Source organism: Amycolatopsis sp. WAC 01376 (assembly GCF_003947415.1).
Lineage (GTDB): Bacteria > Actinomycetota > Actinomycetes > Mycobacteriales > Pseudonocardiaceae > Amycolatopsis.
Genome location: NZ_QHKL01000001.1, coordinates 416,704 through 436,990, shown reverse-complemented (window position 1 = coordinate 436,990; position 20,287 = coordinate 416,704). Strand labels below are relative to the sequence as shown.

The 20,287-nt window shown below is 69.2% G+C and carries 20 protein-coding genes; 11 read left to right on the top strand and 9 right to left on the bottom strand.

Annotated elements, in window-relative coordinates:
* The first annotated feature begins 162 nt into the window (after positions 1-162).
* Complete coding sequence (locus tag DMH03_RS02240) at positions 163-1,683, top strand: nucleobase:cation symporter-2 family protein (protein ID WP_125790336.1); 1,521 nt, start codon at positions 163-165, stop codon at positions 1,681-1,683.
* Here the strand turns inward: DMH03_RS02240 and DMH03_RS02235 are convergent.
* Entirely contained in the window at positions 1,650-2,396 is a 747-nt protein-coding gene (locus DMH03_RS02235) for a MerR family transcriptional regulator (protein ID WP_125790335.1), read from the bottom strand. The genes DMH03_RS02240 and DMH03_RS02235 overlap by 34 nt on opposite strands.
* 468 nt (positions 2,397-2,864) lie before the next feature.
* Positions 2,865-3,713: an alpha/beta fold hydrolase gene (locus DMH03_RS02230; RefSeq protein WP_125790334.1), complete on the bottom strand. Its 849-nt coding sequence runs from the start codon at positions 3,711-3,713 to the stop codon at positions 2,865-2,867.
* Positions 3,714-3,935: 222 nt separating this feature from the next.
* Between DMH03_RS02230 and DMH03_RS02225 the strand changes: the two genes are divergently transcribed.
* A complete protein-coding gene (locus DMH03_RS02225; RefSeq protein WP_005149851.1) occupies positions 3,936-4,139 on the top strand; it encodes a cold-shock protein in 204 nt (67 codons plus the stop codon).
* Positions 4,140-4,241: 102 nt separating this feature from the next.
* Positions 4,242-4,886: a GNAT family N-acetyltransferase gene (locus tag DMH03_RS02220; protein WP_125790333.1), complete on the top strand. Its 645-nt coding sequence runs from the start codon at positions 4,242-4,244 to the stop codon at positions 4,884-4,886.
* Here the strand turns inward: DMH03_RS02220 and DMH03_RS02215 are convergent.
* Together DMH03_RS02215 and DMH03_RS02210 are read right to left on the bottom strand one after the other, a co-directional pair.
* The gene (locus tag DMH03_RS02215; protein ID WP_125790332.1) at positions 4,876-5,523 is read right to left on the bottom strand and encodes a response regulator transcription factor; all 648 of its coding nucleotides are present in this window, start codon (positions 5,521-5,523) and stop codon (positions 4,876-4,878) included. The genes DMH03_RS02220 and DMH03_RS02215 overlap by 11 nt on opposite strands.
* Positions 5,520-6,722: a sensor histidine kinase gene (locus tag DMH03_RS02210; RefSeq protein WP_125790331.1), complete on the bottom strand. Its 1,203-nt coding sequence runs from the start codon at positions 6,720-6,722 to the stop codon at positions 5,520-5,522. Before DMH03_RS02210 ends, DMH03_RS02215 begins: the two co-directional genes overlap by 4 nt.
* Before the next feature lie 139 nt (positions 6,723-6,861).
* Here DMH03_RS02210 and DMH03_RS02205 point away from each other — a divergent pair, with 139 nt between their 5' ends.
* Complete coding sequence (locus tag DMH03_RS02205) at positions 6,862-7,950, top strand: alpha/beta hydrolase (protein ID WP_125790330.1); 1,089 nt, start codon at positions 6,862-6,864, stop codon at positions 7,948-7,950.
* Here the strand turns inward: DMH03_RS02205 and DMH03_RS02200 are convergent.
* The gene (locus tag DMH03_RS02200; protein ID WP_125790329.1) at positions 7,947-8,903 is read right to left on the bottom strand and encodes an SDR family NAD(P)-dependent oxidoreductase; all 957 of its coding nucleotides are present in this window, start codon (positions 8,901-8,903) and stop codon (positions 7,947-7,949) included. The genes DMH03_RS02205 and DMH03_RS02200 overlap by 4 nt on opposite strands.
* 55 nt (positions 8,904-8,958) lie before the next feature.
* On the opposite strand from DMH03_RS02200, the gene DMH03_RS02195 reads away from it, so the two are divergent.
* The 3 genes from DMH03_RS02195 (at position 8,959) to DMH03_RS02185 (ending at position 10,865) form a co-directional block, all read left to right on the top strand.
* Positions 8,959-9,351, top strand: a complete 393-nt coding sequence (locus DMH03_RS02195) for a MerR family transcriptional regulator (RefSeq protein WP_125790328.1) — start codon at positions 8,959-8,961, stop codon at positions 9,349-9,351.
* Between the two features lie 36 nt (positions 9,352-9,387).
* A complete protein-coding gene (locus DMH03_RS02190) occupies positions 9,388-9,768 on the top strand; it encodes a PPOX class F420-dependent oxidoreductase (RefSeq protein ID WP_125790327.1) in 381 nt (126 codons plus the stop codon).
* Between the two features lie 110 nt (positions 9,769-9,878).
* Positions 9,879-10,865: an MCE family protein gene (locus DMH03_RS02185; protein WP_125790326.1), complete on the top strand. Its 987-nt coding sequence runs from the start codon at positions 9,879-9,881 to the stop codon at positions 10,863-10,865.
* Positions 10,866-11,058: 193 nt separating this feature from the next.
* Here DMH03_RS02185 and DMH03_RS02180 read toward each other — a convergent pair whose 3' ends face one another.
* Positions 11,059-11,481: a hypothetical protein gene (locus DMH03_RS02180; protein ID WP_199748649.1), complete on the bottom strand. Its 423-nt coding sequence runs from the start codon at positions 11,479-11,481 to the stop codon at positions 11,059-11,061.
* Entirely contained in the window at positions 11,474-11,839 is a 366-nt protein-coding gene (locus tag DMH03_RS02175) for a hypothetical protein (RefSeq protein WP_125790325.1), read from the bottom strand. Before DMH03_RS02175 ends, DMH03_RS02180 begins: the two co-directional genes overlap by 8 nt.
* A 425-nt stretch (positions 11,840-12,264) precedes the next feature.
* Here DMH03_RS02175 and lanKC point away from each other — a divergent pair, with 425 nt between their 5' ends.
* From lanKC to DMH03_RS02155, 4 genes are all read left to right on the top strand, one after another.
* The gene (gene lanKC / locus DMH03_RS02170; protein ID WP_125790324.1) at positions 12,265-14,826 is read left to right on the top strand and encodes a class III lanthionine synthetase LanKC; all 2,562 of its coding nucleotides are present in this window, start codon (positions 12,265-12,267) and stop codon (positions 14,824-14,826) included.
* A gap of 40 nt (positions 14,827-14,866) precedes the next feature.
* Positions 14,867-15,010, top strand: coding sequence for a SapB/AmfS family lanthipeptide (locus DMH03_RS02165; RefSeq protein WP_125791496.1), 144 nt, complete (start codon positions 14,867-14,869; stop codon positions 15,008-15,010).
* A gap of 150 nt (positions 15,011-15,160) precedes the next feature.
* Entirely contained in the window at positions 15,161-16,828 is a 1,668-nt protein-coding gene (locus DMH03_RS02160; RefSeq protein ID WP_125790323.1) for an ABC transporter ATP-binding protein, read from the top strand.
* Positions 16,825-18,561 (top strand): ABC transporter ATP-binding protein, encoded by a 1,737-nt coding sequence (locus DMH03_RS02155; RefSeq protein ID WP_125790322.1) that lies wholly within the window; start codon positions 16,825-16,827, stop codon positions 18,559-18,561. The genes DMH03_RS02160 and DMH03_RS02155 overlap by 4 nt, the downstream gene beginning before the upstream one ends.
* On the opposite strand, the gene DMH03_RS02150 is transcribed toward DMH03_RS02155, so the two are convergent.
* Positions 18,517-18,936, bottom strand: a complete 420-nt coding sequence (locus DMH03_RS02150) for a thioesterase family protein (protein ID WP_199748648.1) — start codon at positions 18,934-18,936, stop codon at positions 18,517-18,519. The genes DMH03_RS02155 and DMH03_RS02150 overlap by 45 nt on opposite strands.
* Positions 18,930-20,162, bottom strand: coding sequence for a hydroxyacid-oxoacid transhydrogenase (locus DMH03_RS02145; RefSeq protein WP_125790321.1), 1,233 nt, complete (start codon positions 20,160-20,162; stop codon positions 18,930-18,932). The genes DMH03_RS02150 and DMH03_RS02145 overlap by 7 nt, the downstream gene beginning before the upstream one ends.
* Positions 20,163-20,287: the final 125 nt, after the last annotated feature.

Here is a 20,287-nt window from a genome sequence, read left to right as displayed (position 1 = left end):
TACCACCGCCGCGCTCCGGCGCCCCTGCTTGGAAAGGATCTTTGTCCGCGCGCCGGGAGGACGACCCCTACGGGCAGGGTCTTGCAAATTCTGCGATGTGGAAGTTAACCTCCGCAGATTGAAATTGCCCCGCATCGCTCGCTTCGACGGAGAGGCGGATCCATGGTGAAGAGGACGCAGGCCGAACCGGCGGCAGGCGGCAGGCCCGAGGACGAACGGCTCGGGATCGGCAAGAGTTTCACTTACGGCATCCAGCACGTCCTGACGATGTACGGCGGGATCATCGCGCCGCCCCTGATCATCGGCGGCGCCGCAGGCGTTTCGACGGCCGAAATCGGGCTGCTCGTCGCGTCGTGCCTGTTCATCGGCGGTTTGGCGACGATCCTGCAGTCGTTCGGCGTGCCCTTCTTCGGCTCCCGGCTGCCGCTGGTCCAGGGCACTTCCTTCGCGGGCGTGGCGACGATGACCGCGATCGTGGCCGACGGCGGGCTGCCCGCCGTGTTCGGCTCCGTGATCGCGTCCGCGCTGCTCGGCCTGCTCATCACGCCGGTGTTCTCCCGGCTGGTGAAGTACTTCCCGCCGGTCGTCACCGGGACGGTGATCACCGTGATCGGGCTCAGCCTGATGCCGGTCGCGGCCCAGTGGGCGATGGGCAACAACACCAAGTCGCCGGAGTTCGGCTCGGTCTCCAACGTCGGGCTGGCCGCGATGACGCTGGCGATCGTGCTGCTGCTCAGCAAGGTCGCCGTCCCGGCCATCTCGCGGCTCTCGATCCTCCTGTCGATCGTGGTGGGCACCGTGCTGGCCGCCGTACTGGGCAAGGCCGACTTCTCCCAGGTCTGGGACGGCCCGATCTTCGCGGTGCCGGCCCCGTTCGGTTTCGGCGCGCCGACCTTCGACGTCGCCGCCATCGTGTCGATGTTCATCGTCGTGCTCGTGACCCTCACCGAGACCACGGCCGACATGCTCGCGGTGGGGGAGATCGTCGGCACCCGGGTCGGCAAACGCCGGATCGGCGACGGGCTGCGCGCCGACATGGCGTCCTCGGCGATCGCGCCGGTCTTCAACGGGTTCATGCAGAGCGCGTTCGCCCAGAACGTCGGCCTCGTCGCGATCACCGGCGTCAGGAGCCGGTTCGTGGTGACCGCGGGCGGCGTGATCCTGCTGGTCCTCGGCATGCTCCCGGTACTCGGCAGGGTGGTCGCCGCGATCCCGTACCCGGTGCTGGGCGGGGCAGGTCTCGTGCTGTTCGGCACGGTCGCGGCGTCCGGGATCAGGACACTGTCCAAAGTGGACTACAACGGGAACATGAACCTGGTGATCGTCGCGGCTTCCGTCGGGCTGGGCATGGTCCCGATCGCGGCGCCGGAGTTCTACCACCACTTCCCGGCGTGGGTCGGCACCATCTTCCACTCGGGGATCAGCTCCGCCGCGCTCATGGCCGTCGTGCTGAACCTGCTGTTCAACCACCTGAAGCCGGGCAAGGGCCGCGACCCGTCGGTGTTCGCGACGGCGACCAGGGTGATCGACTACTCCGATCTCAAGGCCTTCTCGCGGCTCAAGGACGGCGACAGGATCGTCGACGGCAAGATCGTGGACGCCGACGGCAATCCGGTCCCGGTGCGGGACGCGGACGGCAAACCCGTCCCCTACCGGATCGGCTCCGAACCCGAAGGGCACTGACGCGACCGGGCGCGGTGGGCGAGTTCGCCGACGATGCGTTGCCACGCCGGCGACGCCTCGGAGATCCGGGAAACCACCAGCTCGCGGTATCCCGGCCGCCCGCCGTCCCGTTCGTGTTCGATCTCCCAGGCGTCCAGGTCCTCGATGAGCCGGTCGAGACGGGGATCGCGCGGATCCCAGCCGACTGCCTGATCGCAGGCCAGGTAGACACGCAGCGTCTCGGGATCGTCGAAGGCGGCGTTCTTGTCCCGCAGCCGCTCCGGCATGGCGCGCGGATCCAGCGCTTGCATCAGGATCCACGCGTCACGTTCGAGCAGCACCCGCTGCTCGCTGACGCCGAGGCCACGCATCCGCTCCAGGAGGGCGACCACGCCGGGCGGCAGGATGAGCCGTTCGCCGCCGGTCAGTTCGGCGATCCGGTGGCGGTTCTCGGTGAGCCGGTCGATCTTGCGCCGCAGTTCGGCGTCGAGGTCGGCGATGGCGTCGGCGAACTCGGCAGGCTCCGCGTGCAGCAACGCGTCGACGCGGGCCAAGGGCACCCCCGCGTCCGCGAGCGTCTTGATCCGGATGAGGTCCACCGCCGCCTGGGCGCTGTAGCGGCGGTAACCGGAGGCGTCGCGTTCGGGCTCGGGCAGCAGGCCGATGTGGTGGTAGTGGCGAACGGCACGCACGGTCACCCCGGCGGTCGCCGCGAGCCTGCCGATCGTGAGCACCCGTCCTCCTGTCCGTACGACCCCGGCTCCAGCGCCCCCAATGTCGCATTGGTGGAACCCGTATTTGCCTACCCACTGGATGCTGATGTGGGTGAGCGGGGAACCCCTCGACGATGTAGGAATTGGGACACTCAACGTCCCGATTCCCACATCGTCAGCACCCGGCACACGCTGAGCCGTCACCCTCATGCAGGCCAGGTGGTCGTGTGATCCGAGCCGCCGCTGACGCTTCACCTTCGCCCTGGTCAAGCGTAGGTAAGCAAATACCGGTCGCATCGGAGACGCTCAGTGCCCCCAATGTCGCGTTGGGGACACTCAAGCCCACCGCACCGGAGCCGAGCCCAGCCGTGCCGGTGCCGGTCGCTCGATCGGTGCCCCCAATGTCGCATCGGAGACGCTCAGTGTCCCCAATGTGGCATTGGGAGCATTCAAGCCCAGCGCACCGGCGCCGGACCACCCCGCTTCCCCTCAGCGGGAGCGGTCGACGACGTCGCGGATCGCCTGGACCACGGCATCGGGGCGGTCGAAGCAGAGCCGGTGGTGGAGCGTGTCGAAGATCACTCGCTGCTCCCCGCGGGAGAACCCGCTCATCCGCGCGGCGTCCATCCTCGTCTTGGCCTCGTTGATCTCCTGCGGCGGATGCCCGGCGTCGGTGCCGACGACGGTGAGCGCGATGGCCGGGACGTCGGGGAGGTCCGGCCCGCCCCGCAGTTCGTCGGCGAGCGCGACCAGCCCGGTGCGTTCTGCGGCACCGGCGCGAAGCCATTCGTCGCTCATCTTGGCCTCGATCAGCGGCAGGCCCACGTCGTCCGGGTAGTCCGCGCGCAGCTCGGCGTGCATCGCGCGGAGGGCCTGGCGGTCCGGCTCGGGTCCCGGCCGCTCGGCCTCGGCCAGGCTCGCCGCGGGCGGCATGAAGTCGTCCCAGCAGGGGTGGAGGGCGTCCAGGAAGACCAGTCCGGCCACCTCACGTGGGTAGAGCTGCGCGAACCGATGCGCGTAGAGGCCGCCGAGGGAGTGTGCTGCCAGCACATACGGGGCGGCGACGCCCTGGGCGAGGAGCAGCTCGCGCAGTTCCGTGGCGACCGCGGTGGCGCTGCGGGGCAGCGGGAGCGCGTCGCTGTAGCCCGTGCCGCCGCGGTCGTACAGCACGGCGGTGGTGAACCGCGCGACCTCCTGGTGGACACCGAAGTAGTCCAAGCCGACCGCGCTCGCCCCCGGCAAGAACACGACGGCGGGCCCGCCGTCGCCCGACCGGTGCACGAACAGGCGGCGGCCGTCGATCTCCTGGAACTCTCCGAGCGGGGGTGTGGTCGTCATGCGGCAAGGCTCCGACCCTGACGCAGGGTCAAGGTCAAGCCCGAAGACGGCGGAAATCGGCGATCCGACGCGCCGGGCGACCCGCCGAGGGTGCCGTTGACCAGGCGATCTGTATTAATTTGGGACGGCGACGTGTGTATCTCGGCAAGACCTGCGACAATAGACGGCGAGATCGGGGCATCGAATGGGCTCAGACTCGCTATGAAGAGCAGGTAGAAAAGTATGGCTCAGGGCAGCGTTAAGTGGTTCAACGGCGAAAAGGGCTTCGGCTTCATCGCTCAGGACGACGGCGGACCGGACGTTTTCGTGCACTACTCGGAGATCCAGGGCAGCGGTTTCAAGTCCCTGGACGAAGGGCAGCGCGTCGAGTTCGAGATCGGCCAAGGTCAGAAGGGCCCGCAGGCCCAGCGCGTCGTCGCCATCTGACTTTCTTCACGCCGAAGGCCTCCATCCGTACCGGGTGGGGGCCTTCGGGCGTTTCGGGTACCGATATCGTCCAAGCATGCTTGTGATCGTTCGTGAGCAGTCGTGCGGCCGGACGCGGTGAGCCGCACCGCCCTGGAGCCCGAGCAGGTCGGGCGGAAGGTGCGGTTGCGCGAGGTCGGTCTCCGCGACCGCCGGGTCCTGATGGGGTTCGACCGTGACATGGCCCGCGAGGCGACGCCGCTGATCGGCGGCGGACACCGGCACTGGGCCTCGCACCGTTCGGGATCCTCGGGTGACGACATCCACTTCGGCATCGAGACGGTGCGCGGCCGGATGCTGGTCGGGTCGGTCTGCACCATCGGCGCCGACCCGGTGACCGGCCGGTTCGGCTACGGCATCGGGATCGCCCCTCGTCACCAGCGCTGCGGCTACGCCACGGACGCCATCACCGTCCTCCTGGCGCATATGTTCGGCCAGCGTGGCTTCCGCAAATGCGAGGTCACCGTGTACGGCGGCAACCTCGCGTCGCTTTCGCTGCACGGCGGGCTCGGCTTCCGCGAGGAAGGCAGGCTGCGCGACACCGAGGTGGTGCGCGGCGAGATCAAGTACCTCGTGCGGATGGGCATCACCGCCGAGGAGTTCGCCGCCCGCCCTTCGGACGACCTGCGTGAGCTCGGCAGGCGCGGCCAGCACCGGCGGCCCCGTCGCGGCAAGCACTGGCGCACGCCCGCCGCGGTCAGCGGCTGATCATCCCGGATTCGTAGGCGAAGACGACGGCCTGGACGCGGTCGCGGAGGCCGAGTTTGGTGAGGATCCGGCCGACGTGCGTCTTCACCGTCCCCGGCGAGAGATACAGCAGTCCGGCGATCTCGGCGTTGGACAGGCCGCGCGCCAGCTGCTGGAGCACCTCGTGTTCGCGTCCGGTGAGCAGCGCGAGCCTGTCGTCCGGTGGCGACGTGGGCAGGCCGGTGACGACGCGGTCGAGCAGCCGGCGGGTGACGGTGGGAGCCAGGGTGGCCTCGCCGTCGGCGACCACGCGGACGCCGGCGAGCAGATCCGGTGCCAGCGAGTCCTTGAGCAGGAAGCCGCTCGCGCCCGCCTGGAGCGCGGCGTAGACGTATTCGTCCAGGTCGAAGGTGGTCAGCACCAGGACGCGGGTGCGATAGGCCGCGGCGATCGCGGCGGTGGCCTCGACGCCGTCCATTTCGGGCATCCGGATGTCCATGAGCACGACGTCGGGATCGAGCTCCGCGACCAGCGCGACGGCCTCCGCGCCGTTCCCCGCCTCGCCGACGACGTCGATGTCGTCCGCGTTGTCCAGGATCATCCGCAGGCCGGTGCGCACGAGCGCCTGGTCATCGGCGATGACCACGCGGATCGTCATGACGGCAGGGACGCGCGGACGGCGAAGCCGCGGTCCGGCCGCGGTCCCGCTTCGAAGGTGCCGCCCAGTACGTTCACTCGCTCCCGCATCCCTTCGAGGCCGTGCCCGGTGCCGGACGGCGCTTCGGCCGCGACGCCGTCGTCGGTCACCTCGATCCCCAGTGTCCCGGGCTCGTACCGCATCACGATAGTCACCGCCGCGTCCGGACCGGCGTGTTTCAGCACGTTCGTCAGCGACTCCTGCACGATCCGGTAGGCGGCCAGGTCCACTGTGGACGAAAGTGGCCGTGGTTCCCCTTCGACGCTGAACTCGACCGGCGTGCCCGCGGACCGGATGTCGGCGGCCAGCCGCAGCAGGCGTTCCGCACCGGGCCGGGGTTCCCAGTCCGGCTCGTCCTGGCCGAGCGCGCCGAGCAGCCGCCGGATCTCGCTCAACGCGGTCCGCCCGGTGTCGACGATGGCGTCCAGCGCCTCCCTCGATCGCTCGGGCCGCCGGTCCAGCTCCGCCTGGGCTCCCTGCGCCTGCAGGACCACCACGGAAAGCGCGTGCGCGACGACGTCGTGCAGTTCGCGGCTGATCCGGCCGCGTTCGGCGGCCACGGCCAGCGCGGCCTGGGTGTCACGCTCGCGTTCGAGATCGGCGGCCCGCTGTTCCAGCACCGACAGCCGGATCCGGCGCTGCCGCGTGTTCAGCCCGGCCAGCCACGCCACGCCGAGCGACAGGCCGATAGCCGGAAAACCGCCCCAGTCCTGCACTTGATGGTCGTCGGCGTCGGTGTCGGCCGGTGCCAGGCGATCGATGATGATGAGTCGCGGTGGCGTCGGGCCCGGCGTCCGCGTGTTCGCTTCGGACGCATAGAAAGACCACGCTCCGGCGACGAACAGCCCCGCTGCCAGCAGCCCTAGCGAAAGCCGGCGCGATCCCCAGGCCGCGACGGAGAAGAGGCCGATCAACGCCACGACGTCGACGGGTTTGAGATCGTTGCCCATCGCCAGATGCAGCAGTGAGACCGTGCCCCCGGCCGCGAAGGTGATCGTGGGGTTCCGGTGCCGGACGAGCAAAGAAGCCAAGGCCACCAAGGAGGCCAGCCACCACTCGAAGCCCTCCGGGTCATCGGCGGTGACCACAGTGGACAGTCCGATGAGGAGGGTCAGGCCGCGGTCGACGGCTCTCGGGTGATTCCTGAGGAAGGCCAGCACCAGTCGAGCGTAATCCCGCATCGGGCGGCGCGCGTCCCTCTTACGGCAGACCCCGGGATACACCTTACGACAGACGCGCGAATACGTCGGCGGGCTCCAGGCTGGGTGAAGGAAGATCCTCGACAGAAACGGAACCCTCATGAGAAGGCTTCTCGTCGCACTGCTCGCCCTCGCCGGCATGGCGGCCATGGCGAGCCCGGCCGCGGCGGCCCCGCGACTGACGTTGCCACCGCCGACCGGCTCGCATCCCCTCGGTTCCACCGACCTGCACCTCGTCGACACTTCGCGCAAGGACCCGTGGGTGCCGTCCGGGCCGCGCGAGCTGATGGTGTCGATGTTCTATCCGGCGCTGCTGCCGATCGGCCCGAAGCGGCCGTACCTCACCTTCGCCGAGGCCAAGGCGTTCCTGACCGAATCGGGTCTGCCGGACATCGACCCCGGCCTGGTCTCCGGGATCCGGACCAGCGCGAGGGTCGACGCCCCGGCCAGGCCGGGAAAGCGCGCGCTCGTCGTCCTGTCGCCGGGATTCGGCAAACCGCGCACGACGCTCACCGGGCTCGCGGAAGAGCTGGCGAGCAAGGGGTTCGTCGTCGCGCTCATCGGCCACAACTACGAGTCACACGGCACCGCTTTCCCGGACGGCCACGTCACCGAATGCGCCGCGTGCGGCTCCGACTCGAAACTGCTCCCGCCGATCCGCTCCGCGGACGTCTCCTTCGTCCTCGACACGCTGACCAGGCCTTCGTCCCCCTGGTCACGTTTGATCGACCGGACCCGCATCGGCATGGCCGGGCATTCCATCGGCGGGTACAGCACGCCGACCGCGATGGTCGACGACCAGCGGATCCGCGCGGGCGCCGACCTGGACGGCAGGCTGTGGTCGCCGATCCCCGCGTCCGGGATCGACCGGCCGTTCCTGCTGCTCGGCCGCGAAAGCGAGTACACCCCGGCCGGTCCGGACACGACGTGGGCGGGCAGCTGGCCGAACCTCACCGGTTGGAAGCGCTGGATCAGCGTCGCGGCGGCCGGGCACGCGTCCTTCACCGACGTCGGCGTACTCGGTGAGCAGCTCGGCCTCAGCCAGCCCGGTCTGCTCGGTGGCGAGCGCGGCATGGAACTGACCAGGGCATACGTCTCCGCGTTCTTCGACAAGAACTTGCGTGGCGGGCATCAGCCGCTGCTCGACGGGCCGGTGGCGGGCAACCCCGAGATCAAGTTCTGGAACTAGGCAAGGGAGACGCCGGTGAGGTTTTCGGAGAGCTCCCAGAGCCGCGCGGCCTCACCGGCGTCGATCGCATACGGGCGCACGCCCACCCACTCGCCCTCTTCGGCGGCGACTTCGGCGACGTCACAGTCCTCGCAGTAGAGCCCGCCCATCCCGTCGAGCAGCGGCGACGTCGCCGCCCAGACCTGCGTGGCCGCGCCCTGCTCCGGCGACTTGAAGCTCGGGTCGGCCTGGTAGCCGTGCTCGTCGATCCAGCCGCGCTCGACCATCTCCTCCTGTCGCAGATGCCGTTGCAGGGGAGTGAGGATGGCACCCGGATGCAGGCTGAACGCGCGGATGCCGTGTTCGGCGCCGAGCGTGTCCAGCCGCACCGCGAACAGCACGTTCGCCGTCTTGGCCTGGCCGTAGGCGAGCCACCGGTCGTAGCCGTGCTCGAACTGGACGTCGTCCCAGCGCATCGGCGAGGAATGGTGACCGGCGGACGACACCGTGACGACGCGCGCCCCGCCCGCCGCCTTCAGCGCGGGCCAGAGCCGGTTCACCAGGGCGTGGTGGCCGAGGTGGCAGATCGCGAAATGCGACTCCCAGCCGTGGCCGACCCGCCGTTCCGGCGCGGCCATGATCCCCGCGTTCGCGATCAGCAGATCGATCGGGCGTCCGGTGCCGAGGAATCCGCGGGCGAAGGCCTCGACGCTGGTCAGATCGGCGAGGTCGAGCTCGCCGACCTCGGTGCCGGGGATCCCGGCGAGCGCGGCCTCGGCGTCGGCCGGACGGCGCGCGGGGACGACCACGTGCGCGCCCGCGTTCGCCAAGGCACGCGTGTTTTCCAGCCCCAGCCCCGAATATCCGCCGGTGACGACGGCGACCTTGCCCGAAAGGTCGATCCCGCTCAGTACTTCCCCGGCGGTGCTGCGCGCGCCGAAGCCGGACCCGATCTTGTGTTGTGAAGTGCTCATGGGGCGGACGCTAGGAGCTAGAGGGCACTCTAGGACAAGCGCTATCGTCGGCGAGGTGACGGAACTCGCGATCGGCAAGGTCACCGACCGGACAGGCCTCAGCGTGCACGCACTTCGCTTCTACGAGAAGGAAGGACTGCTCGCTTCGCCGGTGAAACGGGACGCGAACGGCCGCCGCGTGTACACCGAACACGACGTCGAATGGCTGCTGAACTGCACGAAATTCCGGGCGTCCGGAATGCCGCTCGCCACCATTCGTGCCTTCGCCGAACTCGTCCGGCAGGGGCCGGGAAACGAGGACAAGCGGCTGGAGCTGCTCCGGGACCACCAGAACACCGTCCGCGACCGGATCGCAGAGCTGGTCGACTGCCTGGAACTGATCACCCGGAAGGTCGAGATCTACGAGGAGCATGTCGCGCGAGGGACGGCGAACGAGCTCTGGCGTTAGCCGTCACGTTTCGTGCGGTGGCTCCGTCCCAGGGATATGACGACGCAGCTCACCAGGTTCACCGACCAGAAGACAATCTTGCTGAAGACCTTCAAACGGGACGGGACGCCCATCGGGACGCCGGTCAACATCGCCGTCGAGGGGGATCACGCGTACATCCGTACGTATGACGCGGCGTGGAAGGCCAAGCGACTGCGGAACGATCCGCGGATCGAGATCGCCCCTTCGACGTTCCGCGGTACCCCGACCGGGGAGGCCGTGCACGGGCGGGTTCGCCTGCTCGACGGTGACGAAGCCCGGCACGCGGCCGATCTGCTGGCCAGGAAGCACCGGCTCCTGCACGGCTTCCTCGTCCCGCTCGCGCACCGGCTGAAGAAGTACAAGACGCTTCATTACGAAGTCAGGCTCGACACTTAGCCGGAGTCCACAATAGACAGACGTTCTTACCCGATCGGTGCAACGTTTCGCCTGGCGATGGGCGGGAGCGGCCCCTAAGCTTTGCCGCTCGTGACCTGCGAGGTGAGGCGATGCGGTCCTTCGGCGCGATGGATCCGGTCAAGACGGCGATCGCCGGTCTCGCCACGATGGCCCTCGGGATGGCGGCGGCGCTGAACGCCGACGCCCTGCCGGTGGTCGTCGGCGACGTCACCTATTCCGCCGAGTTCTCCGACGCGGGCGGGCTGCGCGTGGACAACGACGTCCGGATCGCCGGCGTGAAGGTCGGCAAGGTGTCCGAGATCGACCTCGAAGGCGATCGCGTCCTCATCTCCTTCCGGGTGAAGGACGCCTGGGTCGGCGACGCGACGAGCGCGTCCATTCAGATCAAGAACGTCCTGGGACAGAAGTATTTGGCGCTCGATCCGCGCGGTGAAGTGATCCTTGATCCGGGCGACCCGATTCCGCTACGGCGGACCACCGCGCCGTACGACGTCCTTGAAGCGTTTCGGGATTTGTCGAAAACCGTCGACGCGATCGACGTCGATCAGCTCGCGAAAAGCTTCGACACGATTTCGGCGACCTTCGCCGATACGCCGTCCGACGTCCGCGCCGCGCTCGACGGGATCTCGAAACTCTCCGGCACCATCGCCTCCCGCGACCGGCAACTCCGGACGCTGGTCGCGAACACGCGGCAGGTCTCGCAAACTCTCGTCGACCGCGACGCCGAGGTCCAGCGGCTGATCCAGGACGGCAACGCGCTGCTGCGCGCCATCGCCACCCGGCAGCAGGCGATCAAGGACCTGCTCGATGGCTCGAAACGGCTCGCGACCGCGCTCGACGGCATCATCGCCGACAACGACGGGCAACTCGGGCCGGTGCTCGAACAACTCGACCGGCTGACGTCGATGCTGCAGCGCAACCAGGATTCGCTGGCCAAGGGGATCGCCGCGTTCGCGCCGGCGATCCGGGTGCTGACCAACGTCGCGGGCAACGGGCGCTGGATCGACGGCTATCTGTGCGGGCTCGTCCTGCCCACCTTCGGCCCGCTCAACGAAAAGGGCTGTTTCGACAAGTGAGGGTTCGAGGGCTAAGTCGTGACTCGCGTGATCAGAGGCGCGACTCGCGTGATTGGAGCCGTATCACGCGTGCTTGGAGGCGTATCTCGCGTGTTCGGCGTCTGATCACGCGAGATACGCCTCCAAGCACGCGAGATACGTGTTCGATCACGCGAGTTCGGTGTCGGGGCACCGCTCACGAGCCCCAGACCCGTCAGGGCTTCGTCCGCCGTAACCAGAACAGCCCGATCACCGGCAGCACCAGCGGGATGAAGAGGTAGCCCTGTCCGTACACCGACCACACGGTGGCGTGCGGGAAGGCTTCGCGGTCGAAGAGGCTGAACGTGCCGACGGTCAGCACGCCGAGCAGTTCGACGCCGCAGGCGACCAGCGCGATCCGCCACCATCCCGCGCCGCGGCGGGCCAGTGCCACGGTGGCCAGGAGGTAGACGACGGCCGCGAACGCGGAGAGCGCGTAGGCCAGCGGGGCCTCGTGGAATTTGGTGCTGATCTGCACGGCGGCGCGCGAGGTCGCCGCCAGCGCGAAGATCGCGTACACGGCGACCAGGATCCGTCCCGGGCCGGAGGCTTTGTCCGCCGCGGTGTCCACCGTCTTCTCCTCGATTTCCTCAGGCACTGGCGCCCGCCCAGACCTCGTGCAGCCGGAGCACCATCACCGGGATGGCGAGGCAGGCGATGCCGAGGATCGCGGTGCTCGACCGGGTGCGCTCGGCCAGCGCCCAGAAGGTCCCGAGCGGGAGCACGACCAGGCAGCCGATCAGATACGCGAGATAGGTGGCCATGCTGCCGGGGCGGCCGCCGCCGATCAGCTGTACGACGCCGATCACGAGCTGCGCCACCAGGAGGAGTTCGACCACGGCGAGGCCGCCGAGCAGTGCGTTGTCCGGCAGCTTCTTGCGTGCGGACTGCACGAAACTCCATATCGCGACCAGTGTCGCGCAGATCGCGACGGTCACCGCGAAGCCTGTGATCACGTCCGCCTCCTTGACTGCTCCACCGGCGACAACGTACCTCCGTGCCGATCTCCGCCGGCGGGCGACCGGTGGCCCGCGTGGCGGGCGCCACGAGGCGCGGAAGTGGTCCAGACCTCGGGTGAATAGATCACGAAGCGCCATGAGTTGGCGTTCGGCCAATTCGGCGGCGGTTATTGTTTTCGACGCTTCGACCAGGGATTACGACGTCGGTCCGTTCCTGTTACACACCGACCGGGTGGTTGGAATCCGAGTTGATCTCACGCTGGGTACCCCTACCATTCGGTAGGTTTCGAATTGACGACCCTGAACAGCCCATACGAACCCCCGGTATGGCGGATTGGCCGTTCGCTATCCGGCGGGTGGAATATTCTCCATCGCGATGGTGCACATGGCCCATCCGATTGGTGCCAAGGAGGGGGCGCTCGATGGACGTCCGGTACGAAGCGTATTGCTTCGCCGATCCTCTGTTCTTCGATGAGCAGCGGGAAAACGGGGACGCCGCCGACGATTTCGCCTCCCTGTTGCCCGCTCCAGAGTCGGGCTGGCGCACCGGAGTGCGCGGAGTATGGCGGCTGCTGCACCCTGATGCTCGAAACCTTCCCTTGCAGGGCTGGAAAATCCACGTGTCCGCAGGTTTGGGCAACGCCGAGCGCGTGCTCGTGAAGGTGCACGAGCATTGTGTCGAGCGCGAGGTGGCCTACAAGCATCTGCGTTCGCGTGGCACCCTGCTGGCAAGGAATTCGAAATACGCTCCGCGTGACGGAAGCGGAAAGTTGCTCACTCTTTATCCAGCTGACAACAACGAGCTCGAGCGCCTTCTCGCCGAGTTGTCCGCGAAGCTCGACGGGGAACCGGGGGCATACATTCTCAGTGATCTCCGGTATGGTGCCGGTCCGCTCTACGTCCGCTACGGCGGATTTGCCGAGCAATGGGTCGAACTCGACGGCAAGCGGGTCCTCGCGGTCCGTAAACCGGACGGCACGCTGGTCCCGGATAAGCGCGAACCGACGTTCTCCGTACCTGACTGGGTGACGATTCCGGAGTTCCTCGCCCCGCATCTCGCAGCTCGCAAGGGTGGCGGCGCGGATCAGTTCCCCTATCAGGTGAAAAGCTCGCTCCACTTCTCCAACGGCGGCGGCGTGTACCTCGCCGACCGGAAGGCCGACGACGAGCGGGTGGTCCTCAAGGAGGCCAGGCCGTTCGCCGGCCTGGACCGCGACGAGGTCGACGCCGTCGAACGCCTCCGCCGCGAGCACGAGGTGCTGGACCGGCTGAAGGGCATCGACGGCATCCCCACCGCCTTCGACCGCTTCACCGTCTGGGAGCACCACTTCCTGGCGATGGAGTACATGCCGGGCGTCTCGCTCGGCAACTGGCTCGCCCGCAACTATCCGCTCACCCGGCGCGACACCACCGAGGCCGACATCGTCGCGTACACCGAACGCGCGTTGGCGCTGGTCCGGCGGGTGGAGGCGATAGTCGGGGAGGTGCACGGCCGCGGCATCGTCTTCGGCGACCTGCACTCCCAGAACATCCTGATCGACGGCGGCGACGAGAAGGACGGGAAGGACGACTCCGTCTCGCTGATCGACTTCGAGATGGCGTCCGACGTCGAAGCCGGCACGCGGCCCGCTCTCGGCGCCCCCGGTTTCCGCGCTCCGCGGGACCGGAACGGGTTCGAGGTCGACGAGTACGCGCTCGCCGTCCTGAAGCTCTGGATCTTCTTGCCGCTCACGACGCTCCTCGAGCTCGCCCCGGCGAAGCTGCGCGGGCTCGCGGACTTCGTCCAGCGGCGTTTCGACGTCCCGGAGGGCTACGCCGACTCGATCGTCGCCGAGCTCGCGCCCCGGAACGGCCCTTCGCTGTCGAGCGAGACCGAGCTCGACCAGGACAAACCGGACTGGGCGCTGGTCCGCAAGCAGATCATCGAGGCGATCCTCGCCAGCGCGACCCCCGAACGCACCGACCGGCTCTTCCCCGGCGACATCGAACAGTTCCGCGTCGGCGGAGCGTGCTTCGGCTACGGCGCGGCCGGCGTCCTCCACGCGCTGAAAACGGTCGGCGGCGAGCGTCACCGGGAGCACGAACGCTGGCTGCTGGACTCGATCCGCCGCGATCCGCCGGGACGACCGGGGTTCTACGACGGCTCCTACGGCATCGCGTATGTCCTCGAAGAGCTCGGATACCGGGACGAGGCCACCAAGCTGTTGTCGGCGTCGGCGACGCTGGTCGAGCAGACCACCGACCACGGATTGGAAGGCGGCCTGTCCGGGATCGGGCTCACCCAGCTGCACTTCGCGGTGGCCCGCAAGGACAACGAGTTCGGCAGGCAGGCACTCGCCACCGCCGTCCGGCTCGCCGAAGCACTCGAAACCGCCGACCCGCCGGGCGACTTCGCCAGGGCCGGGCTGCTCAACGGCTGGTCCGGTGCGGCGCTGCTGTTCGTCCGGCTGTTCGAGCGCACTCGCGAACAGGGCTGGCTGTCCTTCGCCGACCAGGCGCTGGAGCGGGACATCGAGGAGTGCGCCGAGTCCGACGACGGCTCGCTGCAGGTCCGCGACGGCGAGACCCGGACGCTGCCCTACGCGGGTGTCGGCAGCGCCGGGATCCTCATGGTCGCCGAGGAACTGGCGAAGCACCGTCCCGACGCGAAGGCGTTGAAGAGCCTTCCCGGCCTGCGTGAAGCGTGCCGCGGCGAGTTCGTCATCCATCCCGGTCTGCTGTTCGGCCGGGGCGGGCTGATGACCGCGCTGGCCATGGGCGCCGAACCGGACCGGCCTGTCCGCGACGCCATCGACCTGCATCTTTCCCGGCTGGCCTGGTACGCGGTGCCGTACAAGGGCGGCCTGGCGTTCCCCGGTAACCAGCTGCTGCGGCTGTCGATGGACGTCGTCACCGGTGGCGCGGGCGTTCTGCTCGCCCTCGCCGCCACCTTGGACGGGAAGGCCGCACTGCCTTTCCTGTCCCCCCGAACTGCCGGTCGCTGACGATCGGCGGAAGAGAAAAACAACGAAAGGGAACATGATCATGGAACTGGTTCTCGACCTGCAGGCCATGGAAACCCCCGAGGTTCTCGAGGGCGGCGGCGGTGGCAGCCACGGCGGCGCGAGCAACCTCAGCCTGCTGGCCTCCTGCGCCAACAGCACGATCAGCCTGCTGACCTGCCACTGATCACAGACTGATCACCGAGGGTGCGGGAGCGGCACAGGCCAAGTGCGCCGCTCCCGCGCCTTCATTTTGCCTTCCGGTTCATCTCGTTGGGATCACGGATCACGAAGTGGGACGTGAGCCCTTCATCGCCGGAACGAGGGAAGGAGTGGGATGGCGGGTTCCGCCGATCGCCTGCTGGTCACCGTGACCCTGCTCGATCGCCCCCGCCTGATCGCGCTGATCCTCAGCGCGCTCGCCGGGACGGCGGCGGGACTGCTCCTGCCCGGCGCGCCGGCGGCGGCGGTCGACGCCGTCATCGCAGGCCGTCCCAGCCTTCCCGAAGTCTCCTGGCTCATCGTCCTCGGTGTCACCGAGATCGCCGTCGGCCTGATCGGCGGGATCCTCGCCGCGCGGATGACCTCGTCCGCGACGGCCTGGCTGCGCCGCAAACTCACCGACGGCCACCTCGCGCTCGGCACCCGATCGACCTTCGCCGACGGCGACGCGATCAGCAGGCTCACCGGTGACTGCACCGGCGCGGGAATGGTCGCCTCGGTCGTCGTCCAGCTCGGATCGACCACCCTGATCTCCGGCGGGGCCGTCGTCCTGCTCGCGCTGATGGACTGGCGGCTCGCGCTCGTCTTCCTCGGCAGCATCCCGTTCGGCCTGATGCTCGCGCGCACCCATCTGAGGAACACCGCCGACGACGTCCTCACCTATCAAGAGGTTTCCGGCGAGCTGGCGGCGAGAATGGTCGACGCGGTCGCCGGGCTCCGCACGATCGCCGCGTCGGGCACCGCCGACCGCGAGGCCGAACGGGTGCTGCGGCCGCTGCCGAAACTGAGCCTCGCCGGCCGCGGGATGTGGCGCACGCAGGCCAAGATGGTGTGGCGGTCGGGTCTGCTGCTGCCCGCGGTGGAACTCGCGGTGCTCGCCGCCGCCGGTTTCGGCGTGATGGAAGGCCGACTGTCCGTCGGACAGGTCCTCGCGGCGCTCGGCTACGTCGCGCTCGGCATGGGCCTGATCACCCAGATTCCTTTGCTCACCACACTTTCCCGTGCGCGGTCGTGCGCGCGGCGGATCAACGAGGTGCTCGACTCGCCGGTCCCCGAACCGGGTGACCTCGGTGTCGTCGTCGGGCAGGGCACGCTCGAACTGCGCGGGGTCACGGTCGAAGGCGCGTTGCGGGACGTCGACCTGCTCGTGCGGGGCGGCCGGTTCACCGTGGTCGTCGGCCGGTCCGGTTCGGGGAAGTCCGTGCTGGTCAACGTCCTCGGCGGGCTGCTGATCCCGGACGCGGGGACGGCGACGCTCGACGGCCGCCCGCTGGAGCGGCTGCGGCCGCGAGAACTCCGCGCGGTCGTCGGGTTCGCCTTCGAACGGCCGGCACTGCTCGGTGCGACCATCGGCGACGCCGTCGGCTACGGCTCGTGGGCGGGTGAGGCCGCCGTGCGCGCCGCCTGCCGGTCCGCCCAAGTCGATGACCTGATCGTCCGGCTGCCGGACGGATATCGGACACCGCTTTCGGAGACGCCGCTTTCCGGCGGGGAGGCACAGCGGATCGGGCTGGCGCGCGCGATCGCGCACGCGCCGAGGGTGCTCATCCTCGACGACGCCACGGCCAGCCTCGACACGGTCACCGAAGCCGCCGTGGAAGAAGCGATCGAACGTACCCTGCCCGGCCGGACGCGGGTGGTGGTGACGCATCGCGCGGCCACCGCGTCGCGGGCGGACGCGGTGGTGTGGCTGGAAGACGGCCGGGTCCGTGCGATCGGCACGCATGACGAGCTGTGGCGGAATCCGGCCTATCAAGCCGTTTTCACCGAGGCTGCGCAATGAGCGTCTGGGGGCTCTACCGCTCGGCGCTGGCCGGGCAGTGGAAAGGCGGCCTGGTCCTGCTGGCGTGCTCCGTGCTGGAAAGCGCGCCCGCGTTCTTGTCCGGTCGCCTGGTCGAACTCGCGGTTGACGAGGGGTTTGCCGCGGATCGGCCGGGCACCGGACTGCGTTGGCTCGCGGTCTTCGGGCTGGTCGCCGTGATCGGCGCGCTGGGTTCACGGCTGGTGTGGCATCAGCTCGGCAAGGTCGTCGAGCCGTTGCGCGACGCGCTGGTGACCGCCGTCGTCCGCGGGGTCCTGCACGATCCCTCGCCACCGCGGAACCAGCCGGACGCCAGCGGCGTTGCCCGCATCACCCAGCACGTCGAAGTGGTCCGCGACGCCACGGCCGGGCTCCTGGTGCAGGCACGCGGGATGGTCGTGACGACGGTGGCGGCGCTGGCGGGGCTGTTCACCGTCGCCGGTTCGCTCGCGCTGATCGTCTCGATCCCGGTGGTGGTCGCGGTCGGAGTGTTCGCCTGCCTGCTCCCGTCGCTGGCCCGCCGTCAGCGCGCGCTCGCGCTGGCCGACGAGCGGACCGCCGAGGTCGCGGGCGCGTCGCTGTCCGGTATGCGTGATGTCGTCGCGTGCGGCGCGGAACCCCTGGCAGCGCTGGAACTCTACGACGCCGTCGACACGCAGGCGGATGCCGCCGTGCGGGTGGCGCGGTCCGGGGCGGCCAGGACGGTGGTGATCGCGACCGGCGGTTTCGTGCCGCTGCTCCTGGCGTTGCTGGTGGCGCCGGGCATGGTCAAGGACGGCACGCTCACCGCCGGCGCCGCGCTCGGCGCGCTCGTCTACCTGGCGACGACGATGCAGCCGGCGTTGCGCGGGCTGGCCGCGACGGCGAGCACCGTGGTGCTGCGGCTGATCGTCGCGCTGCGGCGGCTCGCGGAGACCGCGCAGGCCGAACCGGAACCCGACGGCACGGCCGAACCCGACGGGACCGCGATCTACGTGCGTGACCTGACCTTCAGCTGGGGAGCGGCGGCGCAACCGGTGGTGCGCGGCCTCGACCTGCACCTGCTGCCTGGGGAACGGCTCGCGGTGGTGGGGCCGAGCGGGATCGGCAAGTCGACCTTGGCCGGGCTCCTGACCGGGATGCTCGAACCGCAGTCCGGCCGCGTGCTGCTCGGCGGGGCGCCGGTCCGGGAGATCCCGGCGGCGCTGCGGCATCGGATGGTCGCGTTGATCCCGCAGGAGGCCTACGTCTTCGCCGGGACCGTGCGGGACAACGTCGGCCTGTTCGCGCAGACCGCGATGGACGGCGAACTGGCCGCGGCGGTGGCCGCCGTCGGCGCGGAACCGCTGGTGACACGCCTGGGCGGACTCGACGGCGAGATCGGGCACGGAATGCTGTCCGCCGGGGAGGCACAGCTGATCGCGCTCGCGCGGGTGTACGCGAGCGACGCGGGCGTCGTCGTCCTCGACGAGGCGACCTCGCACCTCGACCCGCCCGCCGAAGCCCGCGCGGAGCGGGCGTTCGCCGAGCGGGGCGGGGTGCTGGTGGTGATCGCGCACCGGCTGACGTCGGCGTTGCGCGCGGACCGGGTCCTGGTGATGGACGGGAAGGAAACCGCGCTGGGCACCCATCTCGAACTCATGGACCGGTCCACGCGCTACGCCCAGCTCATGCACGCGTGGGCGCCGCGGCTACCCCAGCCCAGTGCGCAGTTCTTCCAGCGCGCTCCTGAGTAGACCTTCGACGGGGACCGGGCGCCGGGACTCGCGGTCGACGAAGACGTGCACGAAGTGCCCCTCCGCGATCACCGTCTCCTTCGAGTACATCCCGACCTCGTAGCGGACACTGGACCGGCCGAGATGCCCGACCCGCAGGCCGACTTCGAGATCTCCCGGGAACGACACCGAAGCGTGGTACTTGCACTGCGATTCCACGCACAACCCGATGACCCCGCCGGTTTCGATGTCGAGACCGCCGCGTTCGATCAGCCAGGTATTGATCACGGTGTCCATCACCGAATAGTGGACGACGTTGTTGACGTGCCCGTAGACGTCGTTGTCCTTCCACCGCAACGGAACCGTCTGCCAGTGCGGGTACTCGCCGTTCACCACAGCGTCACCGACTCCCGCAGGATGACGGCGAGATCCGCTTCCGACGCCTCGCGCGGCGCCGTCGCCAGCAGGCGTTGTTGTTTCACCGTGCCGGAAACCAGTGAGTCCACATCGGACTCGGTGTAGCCGACGGCGCCGATCCCGTTAAGGATCCCGATCTCCCGCATGATCTGCCGCAGCACCGCGGGCAGGTGGTCCCGCAGATCGCCCGGCCATTCGTAGTCCGGCGCGAGCAGCCGCGCCACCCGCAGGTGCCGGTCCGGGGCGGCGTCGAAGGTGAACCGGAACGCCGCCGGCGCCGTCAGCGAGACGGCCATCCCGTGCGGGACCATCGCTTCGTCACCCGGATACCCGGACGGATGGAACTCCCGGACCTGCCCGGCGATCGGGTAGGCGTTGGCGTGCGGGATGTGCACCCCGGCGTTGCCGAAGCCGAGGCCGGCGAACGTCGCCGCGAGCGCCATCGCCTCGCGTGCCTTCATGTCGGAGCCGTCCCGCACGGCCGCGGGCAGCGCCCACGACAGCAGCCGCAGCGACTGCTCGGCGAACATGTCGGCCAGCGGATTCGAGCCACAGTAAGGAACCCGGTCCTCCGGGCGCTTCCGGTCGAACTCGGTGTACGGCTTGGCCGTGTAACTTTCCGCGGCGTGGCAGAGGATGTCCATCCCGCTCGCGGCGGTGACCTCGGGCGGCTGCGAGACCGTCAGCCTCGGGTCGACCACGGCGAGGCTCGGCCGCATCCGGAGATGACTGATGCCGCTCTTCACCCGCAGTGACAGCACGTCCAGTACGCAGACGGTGGTGCTCTCCGAGCCGGTCCCGGTGGTGGTCGGCACCGCGACCAGCGGTTTCAGTGGCGAAGCGGGCGCGCGGCCGCCGCCGACCGGGGCGTTGACGTAGTCCATCAGATCGCCGTCGTTGCTGGTCAACAGGTTCACCGCCTTCGCGGTGTCGATGGCCGAACCGCCGCCGACGGCGACGAAGGCGTCCCACTCGCCCTGTCCGCGGGCGAAGTCGACGGCCTTGCGCATGCTGACGTCGGTCGGTTCGACGTGCACGCCGTCGAAGACGACGGCTTCGATGCCATAGGTCTCGATGCCTTCGGCGATCCGTTGCGGCCAGCCCGTCGCGGCGACGCCCGCGTCGGTCAGGACGAGCACCCGGCGGGCGCCGTACTGGGTGAGGTCGTAGCCGATCTCATCGCTCGACCCGGCGCCGTATTTCAAGGCCGGTGCACCGTAAGTGAAAACAGTTTCACGTCCGGCGGTGGCTGAGGTCACGTTTTCGTGCTCCCTTGCTCGAACACGTTCCGAATTTCGGACATTCTCCCCGCTCCGGGGTTGCCGGAATC